The following is a 19,385-nucleotide window of genomic DNA, read 5'->3' as shown; positions in this document are numbered from 1 at the left end:
TGAACTCTCCTCATGATTGGTTTCCTGAACCCATATCTTTACTTTACAGATTTGGTTCTGATTGTACCACGGTGCTGCATGGCGCGACCATCGGGCTTGTGGTGATTCTATCTTCGCTATCGAAATAGGAACTGACTATTCCTTCGTTACCACTTGATGTCCGCCGAACTCATTGCGCAGTGCAGCAACTACCTTACCGTGGAAGGAATCGGACTCAAGCGAACGATATCTCATGAAGAGGGACATCGCGATAACGGGTGCGCTTGCTTGCAGCTCCAGTGCAGTTTCCACTGTCCATTTGCCTTCGCCAGAGCTTTGCATAACGCCGCGAATGCTGTCCAGCTTCGGATCTTTGGAGAAAGCATTTTGCGTCAGATCCATCAACCAGCTGCGGATAACCGATCCGTTGGACCATACGCGTGCAACTTGTTCGTAATCGAAATCGAAGTCGCTCTTGTCCAATACTTCGAAGCCTTCCGCGATCGCCTGCATCATTCCATATTCAATACCGTTGTGAACCATTTTCAGGAAATGTCCACTTCCGCTCTTGCCTGCATACAAATATCCTTGATCTACCGCAATGTCCTTGAACAGTGGCTCAAGTGTAGCGAATACTTCTTGGTTGCCGCCAATCATGAAGCAGCCGCCTTCAGCTGCGCCAGATACTCCGCCGGATGTTCCGATATCGAAGTAATGGGCACCCAGTGCATGCACTTTCTCGCCTCTAGCGATGGATTGTTTATAATGTGAATTTCCTCCGTCAATGACAATGTCTCCTGGAGAGAGAAGAGGAAGCAGTGTGTCAACCACTTGATCCACGATTTCTCCAGCTGGAACCATCATCCAGATGATCTTTGGAGCATCCAGCTTCGATACGAGTTCTTCAATTGTATCTGCAGGAATTGCTCCTAGGTCAGCTGCTTTTTGACGTTGTTCAGCATTTACATCAAAAGCGACTACCTGATGCTTGTGCTGCAATATGTTATCTACGAGGTTGAAACCCATTTTTCCAAGGCCAATCATGCCTAATTTCATGCTGTATTCACTCCTGTGATCATGCTGTAAAGTACAACAAGTATACTTGTATACAACTTAGTGTGATCTTATCTTACTGTCTTCTTGCCTATCTGTAAAGTGGAAGTTGTAAGCGCTATATCTCTGTTCGGGGGGATGCAGTCTCATTTAGAGTGATTCTTAGTGGCGGAAATTATGTATCTATATTGTACGTGTGGAGAAAATCTTGACACAGCAGGAAATAGTCAACACCGTCCATGCCAGGAGATGATCGGTCTGATTGAGAAAGGGGAATTTAATCCATCTCTCCGGCTATCATCATGATCACGAAGACATTAACGATTATTCAGAGAATGTGTTGATGTGTTAGGATACCAAAGAAGTAAATGATGTGATGTAAGGTACTCGCTGTGTGAGCGCATTGCATGTATATATTCCCAGTGCTATTTTAAGAATAAATAAGGAGTCGGCGGCAACCGCCCCCTACACAATAGCCGCTTTTAAGGGCGGAAGGCTTTTTGGAGCATAAATAGACCGCATCCTTTGACCTAGGGCGGTCTATTTATGTTTGTTGAAGTGCTGTTTCTGAAAGTGAAATGAAAATATTGTTGACAACTCATATTTTCAGATGTATTATCTTCAACAACAAATGACAACTTCATACTACCTTATCAAGAGTGACTGAGGGACTAGGCCCTATGACGTCCGGCAACCTTACCAGTGAGTAAACGGTGCTAAATCCTACGGAATGATTCCATTCTGAGAGATAAGTGTGGCGATACTGCCAATTCAGCCTCTTTCTCTCTTAGGGAAAGAGGCTTTTTAGTTTTCATCCAGGTGATAGCAACAGAATGGCGGGGTGTGTGAAATGATTGAAATTCGGAGTTTGGTTAAGGAGTACCGAAGCAAGACATCGAACGTCATCGGCGTAAATAACGTCTCTCTTCGAATCAATAGGGGAGAAATTTACGGGATTATTGGACGAAGTGGTGCTGGGAAAAGCTCGTTGCTGCGCTGCATCAACTTGCTGGAGGAACCTACATCTGGGAGTATCCTCGTCGATGGCGTTGACTTGACGAAGCTGCAAGGAGAGAGTTTGCGACAGGCAAGACTGAAGATCGGCATGATCTTTCAGCACTTTCATCTTATCCGCTCCAAGACGGTATTCGAGAATATCGCATTTGCTCTGAAGGCCAACAACAAGTCGAAGGCAGAGATTGAACCGCGTGTCCTTGAATTGCTTGACATGGTTGGTTTGGCTGACAAGCGAGATGTATATCCTGCTCAGCTCAGCGGCGGGCAGAAGCAGAGAGTAGGTATCGCCAGAGCGCTGGCCAATGAACCGCATGTGCTGCTGTGTGATGAAGCAACGTCTGCGCTGGATCCTGAGACGACTCAGTCAATCTTGGAGCTGCTGAAGAAAATCAATCGTCAGCTTAACCTGACGATTGTATTGATTACGCACGAAATGGAAGTGGTGAAGGACGTCTGTGACCGGATGGCGGTGATGCAGAACGGCAATGTGGTAGAAGAGGGGCCGGTATATAACATTTTCTCTGATCCACAGCATCCGATGACCCGCTCGTTCATCAGCAGTCTGTTCCAATTCAATCTTCCAGAACGATTGATTGAGCATTGCAAGGGAACGATCGTGAAGATTCACTTCGTGGCGCCGCAAGCAGAGGAAGCAATCATTACTGATGTAATGACGAACTTCAAGGTTAGAGCAAATATTTTGCATGGCAAAATTGAATACATCCATGACAACCCGCTAGGCATTCTGATCTTGGAGCTGAATGGAGAAGTATCAGAGCTGCGGCAAGCACTCGACTACATCAAAAAACGAACCTATCGATTGGAGGTCATCCATCATGCTGAGTGATTCGATCATCCAACTGCTGCCGGACTTGGGCAAGGCATTTGTCCAGACGCTCTATATGGTTGGAATTTCGCTGTTTGCTGCCATAATTCTGGGTCTTCCCATTGGAATTCTATTATTTGTAACCGATAAGGGGCTATTCCTCGAAAATGCGTTTACGAAAAATGTGCTAGGCTTCATCGTCAACATGATTCGCTCAATTCCGTTCATCATCTTGCTGGTGACACTGCTGCCGCTGACGAAGCTCATTGTCGGTTCAACGATAGGCCCGACGGCTGCTTCGGTATCGCTCTCGATTGCGGCAATTCCGTTCTTCGCCCGCTTGGTAGAGACGGCGCTGCGCGAGATTGACAAAGGTGTCATCGAAGCGGCAATCTCCATTGGTGCAACACCATGGATGATCATTAGGGATGTACTTCTCCCTGAAGCGAAGCCAGGCATCATCCAAGGCGTGAACATTACAGCAATCAGCCTTGTCGCTTATTCGGCAATGGCTGGTACAGTCGGTGGAGGTGGAATCGGCGATTTGGCGATTCGGTTCGGTTACTATCGCTACGACAACACTGTAATGTTTACCACGGTAATCATTCTAATCTGCTTGGTGCAGATCATTCAGTACGGAGGAGACTTTATTGCAAAGAAAGTAGACAAGCGATAATGCATTCGCTGTCGATCATTTGAAGTCAACCGTTACGAAGCAACGGAAGAAAAATATCAAGATCACGCCGTCTTTTTGGTATTGAAAAAGGGACATAAGGCACCAAATCCATACAAAAAACATATACGGAGGTCATCAACATGAAGAAAACAGCTCTTATTCTTTCTCTTATTCTAGCAATTGGCTTGCTGGCTGGATGCGGCAGCAAAGACGCATCAACGGGTTCAGGAGACGCAAAGCAGGAAGAAAGCAAAGCAATCAAGATCGGCGCAACAGCAGGCCCTTATAGCGATATGATAACGAAGGCGATTAAGCCGATATTGGAGAAGAAAGGCTATTCCATTGAGTTGGTTGAATTCGGAGATTATGTGCAGCCGAACCTGGCATTGTCGAATGGGGATTTGAATGCGAACCTGTTCCAGCACAAAATCTACATGGAGAACTTTGCAAAAGAAAATAAAATTGAATTGTCCGAGCTTATTTCGGTACCGACGGCACCAATGGGCATCTACTCGTCTAAGTTCAAATCTTTGGATGAAGTTGCTGACGGAAGTACAGTAGCGATTGCGAACGATCCGACGAACCTGGCGCGTACATTGGGCTTGCTGCAAGATGCAGGACTCATTACCGTGAACAAGGACATCGATCCACTGCGTGTATCGGAGAAGGACGTGAAGGACAATCCGAAGCATCTTGTTCTACAGCCAATCGAGGCTGCTCAGCTTCCGCGCGCAGTAGACAGCGCTGACCTGTCTCTTGTTCCGGGCAACTTCGCACTTGCTGCGAAAATGAACCTGCTCGATGCTCTGAAGCTCGAAAATATGCCGGATGATTACCGCAATCGTGTCGTTGTGAATACAGCTGATTTGGACAAGCAATTCGCGAAGGACTTGAAGGAAGCTGTTGAATCTGCCGAATTCGAGAAAACAATAGATGAACAGTTCAAAGGCTTCGGCAAACCAGAGTGGATGCTGAAAAGGAAGTGACATCGATGAAGAAGGAAGAGCAATCTATCGTCGTTAGAGGTACGCCGGCAGTCTATCATTGTGAAGCGGGCATTTTGGACAAGCTAGATACATTATTGGCACCGTATCAATACAAGCGAGTGATTGTCGTGCATGGTGATCGCTCCTTGGAGGCGGCGCAGCCCTATTGGCCGAAGGAGACGAACACAACACTGTTATATCTCCGTTATCAAGGGGAATGCACATTGCAGGAAGCGCACCGGATTGCATGCTATGCACAGGCCGAACGAGCGGATGCCATTCTTGGACTCGGCGGCGGCAAGGTAATGGACTTGGTCAAGGCAGCAGGCAATACATCGGGGCTGGATACGATTCTCGTGCCAACGCTCGCCTCGAATTGTGCAGCATGGACGCCGCTCAGCGTGTTCTATAACGAAGAAGGACAATTTACACACTATACCGTTTTTCCGAAAAGCACACTTATGGTGCTGCTTGAACCACGCATTGCCTTGCATGCACCTGTTGATTATCTGCGTGCAGGGATTGCCGATACATTAGCGAAATGGTATGAGGCGGATGTACTCATTCGTGGTTTGAAGCATCGTTCAGCCGCTGTTCAGGTTGCGCATCTTACAGCGCGTCTATGTCAGACCGCTCTTCTGGAGCATGGACGGCAGAGCATTCTTGACGCGGAGCAGAAGCAGCTATCCGATGCATTTGTAGAGGTAGCGGAGACGATCATTATGACAGGCGGCTTAGTAGGCGGCTTCGGCGATCATCTTGGTCGAATAGCTGGAGCACACTCGGTTCATAATGGTCTCACTGCTGCGCCAGCGACACATCATTTGCTGCACGGCGACAAGGTCGCGTACGGCACCCTCGTTCAATTGGTGCTGGAGGATAATGTTGCGGAAGTGAAGAATTTGCTGCCGTTCTACGAAGATTTGGGCTTACCTTATCGATTAGGTGACCTTGTATTATCTGTGGAAGACCGTCCAACGTTGGAGAGCATTGCGCGGCAAGCGACTCTCCCACAGGAATCCATACAGCTGATGAAGCCAGAAGGCGTAACCTCGGACGAGGTATACGAAGCAATCGTGAAGCTGGAGCAAATTGTATCGTGAGGAAGGAATGAAGCGCCATCTGTTCGCTAATATGCGGCGGATGGCGCTTTATTGTCATGTAATGCGTATTTCGCGGTATCTTGTTGTGTCTACGCATCATTAATAAGTTTGCTTACGAAGCTAGCTGTCCATGTTCTTTTGTTTTGCGCGGCAATAACTGTACCCCTCCAACAATAACAGTCGTCAGCAGGATGACCACAGTCAAGATGAGCAAGAGCGCATGGATTGAATCCGATATGGCTGGACCCCCGTTCACTAGGTTCATAATGCCAGTTACGGCATAGGTACCAGGGGAAAATTCACTGATTTTCTGATAGAAAGATGGCAGCAGAGCTCCCGAGGTGATCAACTGGATCGACAGCAGTGCAATATTGACCCATGCACCAGCATCGCTGAAGATGTAAAAGGACAGCTGAGAGACAAATAGAAACGTGATGACGTAAGCGAGTTGGAATAGCCACATTATGCCGAAGCCTTGATCGGAATGAACACCCATTAGCGCCACCATTCCCGTGCCGACCGTTGTAATGATCAAGGAGGCCACAATATTGAGCAGGGAGCGAGCTGTCAGGAGTGTCCATTGGCCACATTTTTGTTTAATAGCTTTGGCAGCCTTATTCATTTCCATGGTGAACTGCATGCAGCCAACGAAGGAAGCCAGCAGCAGCATCATGGGAACCATCGTCCACGAGAAGTTCGAAATGGGATGGACGTTATTCATTTCGGCTACAACGCGTGCAGACATGGATTCGGATAGGCTGCTTGCTTGCGACTGTGGAACATGTACCTGCTCCAGTACTTGGGTCATGCCCGTACGAACCGCATGTTCATTGAGTGAAGTCGTAATTTGGCTGGAGACAGATTGCATTACACTTTTGACCATGCTTGGATTGGATTCGTTCACAGCGTACGTGATGACAGCTTTCTGTGTCGGATCCGTTAGCTGCTTAGAGAAATTGCCTGGAATATGCACAACCATTTGCACCTTGCGTTCTTCAAGCTGTGTCATCGCCTGATCAAGACTCGCTTCCTCTTTCATGTGAGTTGGCAGCTTCCCCATAATCGATTGCACCGCTTGCTTGCCAACTACTTGATCCTCATTCACTATGGCAATGGCTAACCGATTCACATTGTCTGTCAAATGATCGTACCCGGTCAGCCAGATTAGGCTGAATAGCACTTGAAAAGTAAGCGCGGTAATAAGGCCAATAATGACCGACGGCGACTGTAACAGGTGAAGAAAAGTGGATTTTACAGACATTTTGTTCATAAATCAACACACCTCATTTTTAATATTTATTTATTAATCAATAAATACAATGCCAAAAAAAGTGCGACCTCAAAAAGGCAGCAGATGAATAGTGGTTTCACTATGTTTTATTTAGATGGCCACGGAGATAAATTAGGCGCTTCAAGCACTTCTGACATCGTAATAATTAGACCTGAGCCGATGAACATGCTGGCTGCGAATTTGGCATTCGGAATCCCGGCTTGTTCAAAGCGCCGTATGACCGTCTGGTGTATCGCAGTGAAATGGTCACGCACCGAATCGCGAATTGCTGGCTCTGAAGTTGTAAATGCCTGCATCGTCACGAGCATCTCATCGCGATGGGTCTCAATGAGCTTCCCGAAGGCGCGTCCCATTGTCTCTACAAACTGTTCGGGAGGAGCATCCACGCTGGAGAAGGCCTCTTCAATCTTCTCTGTGGCGCGGTCGAGAACTGCGATGAACAATTCCTCTTTGGATTTAAAAAAATGAAACACATATGGCTGCGTTACACCAGCCGATTTGGCTATTTTGGCGGTTGTCGTCTTGTAAAAGCCATGCTCCGCAAAGGAGGCGACAGCAGCATCAATGATTTGATCCTTACGAGATAAAGATGGGTCTTTTGGTGACATGTTGGTTCAACACCTTGTCAGAATTTTCGTTATTTATTAATCAATAAATTAATGTATGTGCTTCCTTTTGTCAAGTGGGGAAATGGCCATAGTATACATAAATCTAACATCCTCAAGAAGGGCTCGCATCTTTATTTTTGGATTTTATTGCTTGACTTTTTCGTTGGAAGGAGTAAGATAATTCCCATATCAATCAGGCGATGACCAAAGACATGATTTCCAGCACGAGCTGTCCAGAGAGAGAAGCGATTGGTGCAAGCTTCTTCAGTTACGGTTGTGGAATTACCCCTTTGCAGCCGTGATGTTGAACCTGAGGGTGAGCATTTGGAAATGGTACTGGTACCATTGCAATCCGCTTCTCAGCAGTAAGCATCACCGACCCATCCTCGTTACCGGATGTCCAATGAAGGATCTTGCAATTGCAGCGAATGGCGGCTTATCCCGTTCCAACACGCAATGCAGGATTGAATTAGGGTGGAACCACGAGATAGAACGCACTCGTCCCTTTCGGGAGAGATGCGTTTTTTTGCGTTCTCTCAGGCGTTCATCATTCACTTGCGACTATGAGGAAAGGGAGGCTGAAGCATGGAGATCAAGGTAACATTTCCAGACGAATCGAACAGGAGGTATTTGCAAGGCACGACCATCGAAGAAGTTGCAGCATCGATTAGCACAAGCTTGAAGAAGCAAGCACTTGCCGGGAAAATGGACGGTACGCTCGTGGATGTCGACACTGCGATCGAGCATGACAGCCTCGTCGAGATTGTCACAGCAGACAGCAAGGATGGTCTCTCCATCATTCGCCACAGTACAGCACATGTAATGGCGCAAGCCATTCAACGCATATATGGAGCCGATGCAGTCAAGCTGGGAATCGGCCCAGTCATTGAAGATGGATTCTATTACGACATTGATATCGCGAAGCCATTGTCGACAGAGGATCTGACAGCGATTGAACAAGAGATGTCGCGTGTCATCCAAGAAAATCTGCCGATTACGCGCGAGGTTGTCAGCCGGGAAGAGGCTATTCGCTTATTTACCGAGCGGGATGAGCCGTTGAAGCTGGAGTTGATTCATGACCTGCCGAAGGACGCAGTTATAAGCATTTACAAGCAGGGTGAATTCGTGGATTTATGCCGAGGCCCACATGTTCCGTCCACAGGCCGCATTAAGGCCTTCAAGCTGATGAAGGTATCCGGCGCGTATTGGCGTGGGGATTCGAATAACAAAATGTTGCAGCGCGTATACGGAACTGCCTTTGCGAAGAAGGATCAACTGGAAGAATATTTGCATATGCTTGAAGAAGCGAAGAAGCGCGATCATCGCAAGCTTGGAACAGAGCTTGGACTGTTCATGTTCTCCGAGGAAGCGCCTGGTATGCCTTTCTACTTGCCGAACGGGATGACGATTCGCACAGAGCTTGAGGATTTCGCGCGCGGACTTCAACGAAGACGCGGCTATGACGAGGTGCGCACACCGCTTATGATGAACAACCGATTGTGGGAGCAGTCGGGTCACTGGGATCACTACAAGGACAATATGTATTTCACGAAAGTAGATGATACGACGTTTGCACTGAAGCCGATGAACTGCCCAGGGCATATGCTCATTTACAAAAATGGGCAGCACTCCTATCGAGAGCTTCCAATTCGACTTGGCGAGTTCGGTCAAGTACATCGGCATGAAATGTCTGGCGCCTTGAACGGTATGCTTCGGGTTCGTACGTTCTGTCAGGATGATGCTCATCTGTTCGTCCGTCCGGATCAGATCGAAGAGGAGATCGGCAAGGTTATGGCCTTAATCGATCACATTTATAACGTGTTCGGCTTCGAGTATAAGATCGAGTTATCTACTCGGCCGGAGGATTCGATGGGCTCAGAGGAACTGTGGAATGAGGCGGAGCAGGCATTGCAGAACGTGTTGGATAACCGCGGCGTCGAATATCGTGTTAATGAAGGGGACGGGGCCTTCTATGGGCCGAAGATCGACTTTCACATCTTGGATGCACTCAAGCGGAGCTGGCAATGCGGCACGATTCAGCTGGACTTCCAGATGCCGGAGAAATTCGACCTGTCCTATATCGGAGAGGATAGCCTGAAGCATCGGCCTGTTGTTATTCACCGTGCGGTGTACGGTTCGATTGATCGGTTCATTGGCATATTGACAGAGCACTATGCAGGAGCATTCCCGACATGGCTTGCGCCCGTTCAGGTGGCGGTACTGCCTGTATCGGATCTCTTCGTCGACTACGCGTATGAAGTGAAGGAATCGCTGGAACAGGCGGGCATTCGGGTACAAGTGGATGCGCGCAATGAGCGTCTAGGCTTCAAAATACGCGAAGCGCAGCAGAGCAAAGTTCCTTACATGCTTATTGTAGGAGAGCAGGAGCAGGCGAGCGGAAGCGTGTCCGTCCGCAAGCGGGGCGAGGGCGATCTGGGAACGCAGCCAATTCAACAACTTGCTGAACTGATTGAAAAGGAAATAACAGCCAAGGTGTAGAATACAATCTCATCAATTCGCATTTGAAAGCGAAGGAGATGAGTAGCATGAAAAATACAGGCTTGCGAACCTATACACAATTGGATGCTGACCAGCTTGAAGCACTGCGTAGGTTGGAAGACATTTGCAATGAACACGATCAAATCATTTTGAAGTTGAACTGGGATTCACTTCGTGCACGCACGGGTGATGTCGCTAACGACTATGTGTATGTTGTAGATGGTGAGATTGTTGGATTTCTCGGTATCTATCAGTTCTGTGCATCGGAGGTAGAGATAAGCGGGATGGTGCATCCCGACTATCGGCGTCAAGGCATATTCAGTCAGCTTGTTAAGGAAGCTCAGCAGGAGTGTGGGAGACGTCAGGTGGAGAAACTCATCTTCATTTGCGCTCGACCTTCCTTATCCGGCAAGGAATATTTGGAGAGCATCGGTTCGAAGTGCAGCTTCTCCGAATATTGGATGACACTTACTGGAGAGCATGTGCAAGATGCTAGTGAACCCCCTGCGAAAATCGAATTACGTCAGGCAGAGACCAGCGATGTGGCTCTTCTCACGCGATTGAACATGGACGGATTCGATATGAATGAGGAAGATGCAAGAGGGTATGTAGAGACGGCGATGCTCTCGCAGCAGGATTATATTTTTATTGCAGACTGCCAGCAGGAGAATGGAGAATGGCTGCCTATCGGGAAGATTCATGCTATGCGAGAAGAAGGCAGTGCATTTCTATTCGGCTTCAGTGTTCAACCTGAGCACAGAGGCAGAGGATACGGACGCTGGATTCTTCGCAGTATTATTGAGCGCATGAAGGAGCAGCAGCCAACTGCCAAGATTGAATTAGAAGTTGCAGTTGAGAATGAGCGGGCACTAGGGTTATACACGTCTTGTGGGTTCCACGTGCGCAATATCAATGACTATTACGTATTAGAGCTAGCGTTGGATAGAGCGGAACAAGCTGCTTCCGACAATATTGTGGTCTAATAGCCGCTGGAACCGAAGCGTAATGAAGCATTAGATAAGTTAGAGCGAAGAGATTCGTTAATTAGCATAAGCAGTGCAGCACAAAGTTTGAAGTGCTGTACTGCTTTTTTGTTGTCTAAAGGAAAGGTTTGGATATAAAGGACTCTGCTTACCTCAATTATTTAAGAAACTCGTAAGAATGGAGTAAGAAAAAAGAGAACTCCAGGCTGTACGATGAAAGTAAGTTAAGCAGATCACGATTTTTCATACAGGAAGGATTTGATTGTTCATGATTTCCACCTTGGGCAACAAAATGCTGCAATCACTGTGGATGACGTGGGAGGCTGTATTTGAATTGATCACGCCTCTTCGAAGTGTATATCAGTCACAGTTCGGAATATGTAAAGTTGTCGTACGGACGCATCGAGGCACCTCCATTCACTGTGAGGATGGAACCTATATTCATAAAGGCGACTATGTATGCGAGATTCACCTTGATAATCGGGAAGTGCTGGAGCTGTCTCGCTCCGTTGGTGCGGATCGGGCTGCACTTGTTACGGCGCGCAGGCTGCGTGATGCATTGAAGCAGGTCGGCCATGCTGTGAATACGAATCCGGAATTGGCTAAGGTAAAGGCGCTGACTGGGATAACACTGCTTCATCGCGGCATCACTTATGGATTAGGCTTCGAGCTGCACCCTCTGGAGACGAAGTGGATGCAGCGAGTATCTACCATATATCTGCGTTTGCTGCTCCGCATGCTGAATCCGGAGGGAGCCAAGCGCTTGAAGCAGCAGCGATCGAAGCTGGTGCCGAAAATGCTGATGATGTCTCGTGCCACGTTAATGGATCGATATGTGAATAGGGTGAAGGAGTAGGAGAGATAACATGGACAATATTATCGCAGGAATATTAATTGTACTGATCGCTATTTATATGGGGCTTCCTTTCTTATTGACCCGAATCTGCGGATGGGGCGTATTTCGTAAGGCGAGACGGAAGCGGGCACATCGTCATGTCGCGTTTACGTTCGATGATGGACCAGACCCGGATTATACGCCTGAACTGCTTGATTTATTGCGCGAGCGGGGCGCGAAGGCCACCTTTTTTGTTCTGGGCAGCAAGGCAGAGAAGTATCCCGAGCTTGTGAAACGCATGCATGAGGAAGGCCATCAGATTGGCATTCACAATTATACGCATATGCCGAATTGGGTCATGACGCCTCGGAACATCAGGCGCGAGCATGTGGAACGTTCTGCGGACATTATTGAACGCATTACAGGAGAGCGGCCAACCTTCTATCGTCCTCCATGGGGGATACTGAATTTAGGAGATCTGTTCCTGCTGCGCAAATCGTATCGGCTCGTATTATGGTCGATTATTGCGCGGGATTGGAAGCTGGATACGGGGGAACGCAACTTGCGTAAGCTGCTGTCTGAGCGTATTGAGCCAGGTGCAGTTATCGTACTCCATGACAGTGGGGATACGTTCGGCGCTGACAAGGAAGCCCCTGGACAAATGTTGACGGTGCTGCGCGATATATTGCACGAGGCCGAACGTAGAGGGCTAAAATGCGTACGCACGGATGAATTGATCAGGCTGGAGCATGCGTAGTAAATAGGGAAGTTAATGAGAATATAGTATTATTCTTAATACTTCAGCCTGAAAAAGCTCATTGGTCATACGGTATACGTGTCAGGCGTTAAACGCTTTGGTAATGTCCTCGTACCAAGCAGGCCTTTCTATTTGGATTCGGCTTTGTTCAGAGGCGTCGAGATTTAATTGGGTAAGGTGTATCCCGTAAAGCTTGCTGTTAAAGTCTGTGTTAAAGTAGTAGCTGCGATTGGTATGATCGCGGTATACACACCACTGCGTCCAATCGTATATGGTGCTGGAGCCCATATTATAGACCGTGCCGCTAGGAACCGTGAGTGTTTGCAAGATTTGTCTAGCTAACCCGATGCTTTGTTTCGTGTTGGCAGGACGAAAAGTCGTTTTCTGTAGGAATGCAGATCGAGCAAAGCGGGATTGGGGAGTCGGATCGCCTGGAATTCCGAGCTGGCCGCTGCCGTAGAGTTCACTTCCACAGCTGGTTTGCGCATTGTTTTCCAGGCTTAAGTGCTGATATAGCTCTTGATTGACAAGATGCCAAGGATATGTAGGCTCATTCGTCAATACGCCCAGTTTGCTCGGGTAAATTTTCATTTCCCCTTCAGTAAACTCCACGATTAAATGATTGCCGGATGCGTCACTGATAATATAATGCAGAAGCGCATAGGCGGACGGATATAGTTCTGAAATATTAATGACGGTCAAATCAGCCAAAGCAGCCTTTACCTCATGGGTATTTTTATAGTTCCCCAATAGATACGGAACGAAATTGGAGTTATATAGGATCGGAGTACCTGGTCGAGGTATAGGATATTTGCTGCAGGACAACCACAGCCCGGCAACGGAAAGTCCATGCTCGTTCAATCCGTCGGAGTAAAAGATAAAGTCTTCAATTGGATCGCCTGCTCCAACAAACCCGTACTTGTTTTTCCATTTCATTTCATCTCCCGGAAGATTGGCTTCAGGAAAAGACTGTCCACGAGGCACAAAATGACGATGGAATTGAGCTTCAATGTCCAGTCCATTGTTCTTGCGGAGACGATGCCGCCCTTCTTCGATTTTCGCGGTATCGATATATTTGTACACATGCTAATTCCTCCTTTTCATTTTCTTGAAACGGCGTACTTTTATATCTTATTAGCGGCACACAAAAAGAATCCGCCTTTTCAGACGGATTCCTCCATGATGTTCGACAATTGAACGACAAAGATGGTATCTATGGTATGACAGAAGGGCAAGCAACGCTTGGGTGACTCGATCCTGCTGTCGAGAGAACAGTTCCGGAAGCAAGTCCTCTCGCGGCATGACATACATTCTCCGCATGGGTAATGGCAGAGATAACAGCGATCCCGTCTGCACCAGCTCGAATTACATGTGGCGCACGCTCTGCCGTAATGCCGCCAATGCCTACGATCGGCAGTGATGTTATCTCTGTTAGCCGCTGAATGATTGCAGTGCCTTGCGGCTCTAGAGCATCCTCTTTGGAAGCAGTCGAATAAATCGGCCCAACGCCGAGATAATCGGCGCCTTGTTCCTCAGCCAGCAGAGCCTCAGCTGCCGAATGAACGGACACGCCGAGTATTTTATTGCCGATGCGATCCCTGACTTGCGCCGCTGGCTCGTCGTTCTGGCCGACATGAACCCCGTCCGCATTCAAGGCAAGCGCCAGCTCTACATCATCGTTCACGAGGAAGGGAATGCCGTGTCTTCTGCACACCGACTGAATGCGCATTGCGAGTTCTTTCTTAGCTGCTGTCTTCAGCGCGTTTGCGCCCTTTTCCCGAAACTGTATCATCGTAGCCCCTCCGCGAATGGCTTCCTCGACAATCGATCCAGGGTCTGCCCTGCAATTGGCGCTGCCGAGCACAAGGTACAGCCGCAAATAGGAACGCATGCGGGCATCTCCAATGCGACTATCTATACTTATCATCTGACCACCTCTTGCATCTGCCGCTGCCGATATGCCCAATGGTTGGTTGGGCCGTTGCCGCCGCCAAGCCCGAGCGTCTCCTCAATTGCTGCCTGAATATAATGCCGCGCAGTACGAACCGCTTCATTGGGAGCAGTGCCCTTCGCAAGTTCTGCCGTAATCGCTGCCGAGTAAGTGCAGCCCGTGCCATGAGTATGCTTGGTCATGATTCTGCGGTCTTCCAGCAGTGTGAAGTGGGCTCCGTCATAGAACAGGTCAACAGCCAGCTCGGTCGTCATGTCGTGGCCTCCCTTGATGATGACCATTTTGGCGCCGTAATCAGCAATTCTTATCGCAGCCTTGCACCGATCTTGCAGGGTGACAATCTTCATTCCTGCAAGCGCTTCTGCTTCTGGGATGTTCGGCGTGACAATCAGCGCAAGCGGCAGCAGGCGATTCTTCATCGCCTCTATGGCATCTTGCTGCAGCAGCTCTGCGCCTCCCTTGGCTATCGTGACTGGGTCGACGACAACGTTGTTCAAACCGAATGCTTCAAGGCGATTCGCTACTGTCTCAATAATGCCTGCGCTGAACAGCATCCCTGTTTTGACAGCATCAACCCCAATATCTTCTACGACGGCATTTATCTGTTCAGCAACGGCTTCATGAGATAGCGGGTATACGCCGTGAACACCAAGCGTGTTCTGTACCGTCACAGCCGTAATCGCTGACATGCCGAATACGTTCAGCTCTTGGAAGGTCTTGATGTCGGCTTGAATGCCGGCGCCGCCACCGCTATCGGAACCGGCAATCGTCAATGCTCGTGCGACCATCATAGCCATACCTTTCTTCTAGCGGAGGCTTGGCGAGGGGTGATTGTTGATGCCGCCGTATCGAATAGGTCGATCTCAGCCAAGGCATCAAGAAATGCAGTTTGGAAGCTGCCAGGACCTCGGTGGCCCGCTGTTCGATAGGCATGGGCTGCTGCGCCCCCATAATAAGACATCGCTGCGGCTCCTGCCAGCAATAAATCAGATTCTACCGCAGCAAATGCGCCGATGACCGATGTCAGCAGGCACCCGCTTCCCGTTATGCTCGTTAATATCGGATGACCGCCCGCAATAACGTAGCCGGTTGTGCCGTCTGTAATGACATCCTCTTTGCCCGAAATGGCAACGATGGTGCCGAAACGGTCAGCTGCCCGTGCAGCAAGATCGAACAACTCCTCAGGGGAACGAAGGGAGCTTTCAGACTCCATGCAATCCACGCCCTTGATCTCGCCAGCTTCACCCATCAGCTGAGCAATTTCCGCGGCATTGCCGCGCACGATCGAGACACGCAATTCCTTGAGCATCTTCACGGACACCTTCGTCCGATACGGCGTTGCGCCTGCGCCTACTGGATCGAGAATAACCGGAATGCCATGTACATTCGCCGACCGCCCTGCGATTAGCATAGCTTCTATCATGTCTGTATCGAGCGTGCCGAGGTTCAATACGAGCGCATCTGCTGCCTTGGCCATGTCTGCTACCTCTTCTTTGGCTGAAGCCATCACAGGGGAGGCGCCAATGGCTAGCAGACCGTTAGCGGTAAAGTTGGCGACGACGATATTCGTCATATTGTGGATGAGGGGGCGCCGTTCCTTAATACGTTGGGGGAAGAACTGCATATCGATCATCCTTGTTTCACCTCTGTCTTCTCCGCCAAGCGTACCGGCCAGTCTTCTACTTGATAAGCCATGTCCCAAAACATATATTCCAGCTGGCAGCTAGTCAGAAAATGCTTCTTCAGCTGCTGCTTGCGTGCTTGCGACAGCGATTCTGCCCATTCATCCAGCATTCGGCGCATTTTGTCCGTAACTCCGCCGCCGAGGTCTCCATAGAAATGAATCCACTCATAGAACGGATGGGTCTCATCTGGATTCACTTCTTTTAGCAGACGTTGTCCGATCTCCGTATATGTCCATGGGCACGGCAGCAAAGCCGCAATAATATCTTCTAGGGTTCCTTCGTGGGCCACGGTAAGCATATGGGACACATAATGGCTCGCAGAAGGGGCGAGCGGGTAGCCTTGCAGTTCTTCGAACGTTACGCCTGCCACGTTACAAAAATTATGATGGGGGTGTATCTCGCTATTCAGCACAAACGAGATTTGCTCGTTGAAAAGAGCCATTGTCTCTCGGCTGTTACATTTGGAAATCGCAATGCCGTAAATCCGAATAAAGGCATTCAAATATTCAAAATCCTGCTTTACGTAGTGAATCAACTGTTCTTTCTTGACAGTACCTTCAGCAATTCCCCGAACGAATGGATGATCCATAATGGCATCGTATATCGGCTCTGCTTCGTGTCTCAGTTCCTCCGTAAATGTAAGCATGAACAGCACCTCCGAATGATTGGATAGATGATGAATGCATGCTGAAATCTGGTCAAGGAGCACTTCGCGGCAGCCAAAAAAAGCCGCCCCGAAATGGAGCGGCTTCATCATGTCCATACAAAAAGACCATGAGGCCGGCTCCACTTCCCTCCGCCGGTATTACCCGGATCAGGTTCAAAGGGTCCAAGAATTCTTGTCTCAGCCGCCTATGCGGCTCCCCTAGTGGATTTCACGTCATATTCATCTTACGAACTACTTTAGCATTGATGGAGATAATTGTAAAACGTTAGTTTTCTCAACCATTCGGTCAAAACGATAATTTGTTAGTGCTTGGAGCGAAGTTTCGTATTGTAATTGACGCTGCGACAACTGATACAATAACCTCATAAGGCGCCTTATGATACGTCAAGTGACAGAGGTTGATGATAGTGATGGGCAACATGATAGGAATCGATAAATTATCGCAGGAAATCGGTGTGACGAGCCGTACCCTGCGCCACTGGGAGTCGCAGGGGTTGTTTGCAAGTCAGCGCGATACCAGTTCTGGCTGGAGGATGTATGATGAACAGACTGTGCTTGCAATCCGTATAACTGCTTTGTTAAGAGGGTTTGATATTGGGATTAAAGAGATTAAAGTGGTGCTGGCGGATATGACGTTCCGAACCGCACATCAGGTAATGACTCAGTATGCACACGAGATGATTGAGCACAAGAATGAGTGCATATCGAAGGAACTAACATTGAAGAAATGGTTGGAGCAGTTGCACAAGTACCTCAATGAACCGATTACGGCTCAATTGCTGCTGCAATTATGTCATGAACCGTTCCTACATTCAAATATGAAACATGAGGTGACAATGCCGATGAGTAATCAGTGGAGTTATTCTCCAGCATCGATCAAATTCGTAACCCTTCCACCAATGAGAATGGCTTGCCATGTTGTCGTAAGCGCATCACCAGAAGAAGAAGCGATCGAATCATTAGCGGACTGGCTCGTGCAAGCTGAACTGCAAGGAACGGCACGGCTATTTGGAAAAAATGAAGAACCACTCCCTGACGTTGAATCGAACGTTTACGGTTATTGTGCATATGCCTCCATTCCAGAAAATATCGATATACCAAGTCATTTGGCGGAGGCTAGGTTCTCCGGCGGGGTGTATGCCATGATGGAGAGTACAGATGATATTACGGGATCGTGGCAATTATTGATGGAGAAATTGAACGAGCATCCAGACTACGAGCCTGATTCGGAGGCAAGATTCTGCTTGGAGGAGCATATACGAAATGACAGCCCGGCAGGAAGCAGCAACGCTTATTGGCTGCAGCTATTCGAACCGGTTCGAAAGAAAATAAAATAATATACATGAAATCCCCGGTGCAGTCGTTGCGCCGGGAATTGCTTTTCATGGGATAGGAGAGAGGGCAGCTCGCTTTGCGTTTTCTTTATTAAGAAGTCGAAGTTGCGAGCGGTCGCATGATGCGTTTGCGTTGATGGAATGTGGCAATTTCGGCTAGACCGCGCTGCTGAAGCATAAGGGTATTGTCCGCCACGTATTTGCCGACGTCGTCTGGAAAGTGAGAATCCGATGACAGGGTAAAGGGGACATCATGTCGAAGCAGAACATCGATAAAGGAGGAACTCGGACACATCTCCTTGACCGGGTAGCGGTAGAACAGTCCTGCATTTACCTCTGTAGCTGTATTTGTCCGTTTTAATGCTTGTGCGATTCGCTCGTAGTACGGGAGATGCAGCTCCTCAGCTGGGCGATAATTAAATACTTTCAAATTGTCCAAATGGGCGGCAATATCGAACAGACCGCTGTTAATCATTCGTTCGACATCATCGAAAAAGTGCCCGTACAGTTCACGCAGATCAACCTGATCGAAGCGGAACTGAGTCTCGGGATTATCGAATCCCCATCCATCCACATAGTGAATCGACCCGATCACATAGTCCCAATCCGCCATCGCAATGAAAGATTCCAACTCCTTCTCTCCACCTGCAAAATAATCCGCTTCTAATCCAAGACGTAGCTCGACTCCCTGCTCGGCCCATCTGGGCTTTGCGGTCTGAATGGCAGCTGCGAAATCCTCAATCCGCTCGGTGCATACTTGATGCAGCCATGTATGCTGAAGGCGGCCTAGCGGGGAGTCTCCGATATCGAGGTGACGTTCGAAGTAGGGGAGCGTCTCTAGAAACCGATAGAGATGATCTACGATTCCGACCTCCCGCAGTCCTTTGCGCAGCGCTTCTTGCAAATAGAGATCGAGCCATGATTCGTCATAAGCTCCTCGCTGCAGTCTTGTATGCATACGCGCATAACTCGCTTCGAGCCATGCACGGGAATGGCGTGGTTCAGCAAGTGGATGGAAGTGGTCGAATGCTTGATTCGTACGATCAAGCCAGCGGAACGAATAGGGGCCTTCCTCCAAATGCATATGGTAGTCTACATAATACAGCATAATGATCGCATCCCATCCTATGTCATA

18 protein-coding genes and 2 riboswitches are annotated in these 19,385 nt (G+C 48.6%); of the genes, 9 read left to right on the top strand and 9 right to left on the bottom strand.

The annotated features are described in order from the left end of the window. Positions 1–135: 135 nt before the first annotated feature. Entirely contained in the window at positions 136–1,035 is a 900-nt protein-coding gene (gene gnd, locus BP95_RS0110845; RefSeq protein WP_021259604.1) for a phosphogluconate dehydrogenase (NAD(+)-dependent, decarboxylating), read from the bottom strand. Between the two features lie 644 nt (positions 1,036–1,679). Next, positions 1,680–1,787, top strand: a riboswitch (SAM riboswitch). 95 nt (positions 1,788–1,882) lie between these two features. Here gnd and BP95_RS0110840 point away from each other — a divergent pair. From BP95_RS0110840 to BP95_RS0110825, 4 genes are all read left to right on the top strand, one after another. Beyond that, entirely contained in the window at positions 1,883–2,896 is a 1,014-nt protein-coding gene (locus BP95_RS0110840; protein WP_021254811.1) for a methionine ABC transporter ATP-binding protein, read from the top strand. Next, positions 2,886–3,551, top strand: a complete 666-nt coding sequence (locus BP95_RS0110835; RefSeq protein ID WP_028532156.1) for a methionine ABC transporter permease — start codon at positions 2,886–2,888, stop codon at positions 3,549–3,551. The genes BP95_RS0110840 and BP95_RS0110835 overlap by 11 nt, the downstream gene beginning before the upstream one ends. 140 nt (positions 3,552–3,691) lie before the next feature. Continuing rightward, complete coding sequence (locus BP95_RS0110830; RefSeq protein WP_021254809.1) at positions 3,692–4,537, top strand: MetQ/NlpA family ABC transporter substrate-binding protein; 846 nt, start codon at positions 3,692–3,694, stop codon at positions 4,535–4,537. A gap of 5 nt (positions 4,538–4,542) precedes the next feature. Then, the gene (locus BP95_RS0110825; RefSeq protein WP_028532155.1) at positions 4,543–5,640 is read left to right on the top strand and encodes an iron-containing alcohol dehydrogenase family protein; all 1,098 of its coding nucleotides are present in this window, start codon (positions 4,543–4,545) and stop codon (positions 5,638–5,640) included. Between the two features lie 112 nt (positions 5,641–5,752). Here BP95_RS0110825 and BP95_RS0110820 read toward each other — a convergent pair whose 3' ends face one another. Both BP95_RS0110820 and BP95_RS0110815 read right to left on the bottom strand, forming a co-directional pair. Continuing rightward, complete coding sequence (locus BP95_RS0110820) at positions 5,753–6,910, bottom strand: YhgE/Pip domain-containing protein (protein WP_028532154.1); 1,158 nt, start codon at positions 6,908–6,910, stop codon at positions 5,753–5,755. 107 nt (positions 6,911–7,017) lie between these two features. After that, on the bottom strand, positions 7,018–7,539 hold the full coding sequence (locus tag BP95_RS0110815) for a TetR/AcrR family transcriptional regulator (RefSeq protein ID WP_021254806.1): 522 nt from the start codon (positions 7,537–7,539) through the stop codon (positions 7,018–7,020). A gap of 585 nt (positions 7,540–8,124) precedes the next feature. On the opposite strand from BP95_RS0110815, the gene thrS reads away from it, so the two are divergent. From thrS to BP95_RS0110795, 4 genes are all read left to right on the top strand, one after another. Continuing rightward, positions 8,125–10,038 carry a threonine--tRNA ligase gene (gene thrS / locus BP95_RS0110810; protein WP_021254805.1) on the top strand — a complete coding sequence of 638 codons (1,914 nt, stop codon included), beginning with the start codon at positions 8,125–8,127 and terminating at the stop codon, positions 10,036–10,038. Between the two features lie 47 nt (positions 10,039–10,085). After that, positions 10,086–11,021, top strand: coding sequence for a GNAT family N-acetyltransferase (locus BP95_RS0110805; protein WP_021254804.1), 936 nt, complete (start codon positions 10,086–10,088; stop codon positions 11,019–11,021). 268 nt (positions 11,022–11,289) lie between these two features. After that, on the top strand, positions 11,290–11,877 hold the full coding sequence (locus tag BP95_RS0110800) for a YkoP family protein (RefSeq protein WP_028532153.1): 588 nt from the start codon (positions 11,290–11,292) through the stop codon (positions 11,875–11,877). A 10-nt stretch (positions 11,878–11,887) separates the two neighbouring features. Beyond that, positions 11,888–12,613 carry a polysaccharide deacetylase family protein gene (locus BP95_RS0110795; protein WP_021254802.1) on the top strand — a complete coding sequence of 242 codons (726 nt, stop codon included), beginning with the start codon at positions 11,888–11,890 and terminating at the stop codon, positions 12,611–12,613. An 81-nt stretch (positions 12,614–12,694) separates the two neighbouring features. On the opposite strand, the gene BP95_RS0110790 is transcribed toward BP95_RS0110795, so the two are convergent. The 5 genes from BP95_RS0110790 to tenA all read right to left on the bottom strand — a co-directional run bounded on the left by BP95_RS0110790 (position 12,695) and on the right by tenA (position 16,895). After that, positions 12,695–13,696 (bottom strand): linear amide C-N hydrolase, encoded by a 1,002-nt coding sequence (locus BP95_RS0110790; protein ID WP_028532152.1) that lies wholly within the window; start codon positions 13,694–13,696, stop codon positions 12,695–12,697. A gap of 130 nt (positions 13,697–13,826) precedes the next feature. Further along, positions 13,827–14,540, bottom strand: a complete 714-nt coding sequence (gene thiE / locus BP95_RS0110785) for a thiamine phosphate synthase (RefSeq protein ID WP_021254800.1) — start codon at positions 14,538–14,540, stop codon at positions 13,827–13,829. Further along, positions 14,537–15,352, bottom strand: a complete 816-nt coding sequence (gene thiD / locus BP95_RS0110780; RefSeq protein WP_028532150.1) for a bifunctional hydroxymethylpyrimidine kinase/phosphomethylpyrimidine kinase — start codon at positions 15,350–15,352, stop codon at positions 14,537–14,539. Before thiD ends, thiE begins: the two co-directional genes overlap by 4 nt. After that, positions 15,352–16,197 carry a hydroxyethylthiazole kinase gene (thiM, locus tag BP95_RS0110775; RefSeq protein WP_028532149.1) on the bottom strand — a complete coding sequence of 282 codons (846 nt, stop codon included), beginning with the start codon at positions 16,195–16,197 and terminating at the stop codon, positions 15,352–15,354. The genes thiD and thiM overlap by 1 nt, the downstream gene beginning before the upstream one ends. Next, positions 16,194–16,895: a thiaminase II gene (tenA, locus tag BP95_RS0110770; protein WP_036591583.1), complete on the bottom strand. Its 702-nt coding sequence runs from the start codon at positions 16,893–16,895 to the stop codon at positions 16,194–16,196. Before tenA ends, thiM begins: the two co-directional genes overlap by 4 nt. A gap of 128 nt (positions 16,896–17,023) precedes the next feature. Beyond that, positions 17,024–17,126, bottom strand: a riboswitch (TPP riboswitch). A 200-nt stretch (positions 17,127–17,326) separates the two neighbouring features. Here tenA and BP95_RS0110765 point away from each other — a divergent pair. After that, positions 17,327–18,253, top strand: coding sequence for a MerR family transcriptional regulator (locus BP95_RS0110765; protein ID WP_028532147.1), 927 nt, complete (start codon positions 17,327–17,329; stop codon positions 18,251–18,253). Between the two features lie 88 nt (positions 18,254–18,341). On the opposite strand, the gene BP95_RS0110760 is transcribed toward BP95_RS0110765, so the two are convergent. After that, positions 18,342–19,358 carry a histidinol phosphate phosphatase domain-containing protein gene (locus BP95_RS0110760; protein WP_036666962.1) on the bottom strand — a complete coding sequence of 339 codons (1,017 nt, stop codon included), beginning with the start codon at positions 19,356–19,358 and terminating at the stop codon, positions 18,342–18,344. Positions 19,359–19,385: the final 27 nt, after the last annotated feature.

Origin of the sequence: Paenibacillus sp. UNC217MF (assembly GCF_000686865.1) — a bacterium.
Taxonomy (GTDB): Bacteria; Bacillota; Bacilli; order Paenibacillales; family Paenibacillaceae; genus Paenibacillus_B; species Paenibacillus_B suaedae.
The sequence above is the reverse complement of the archived record's forward strand: the minus strand, read 5'-3'. Positions and strand labels throughout refer to the sequence as shown.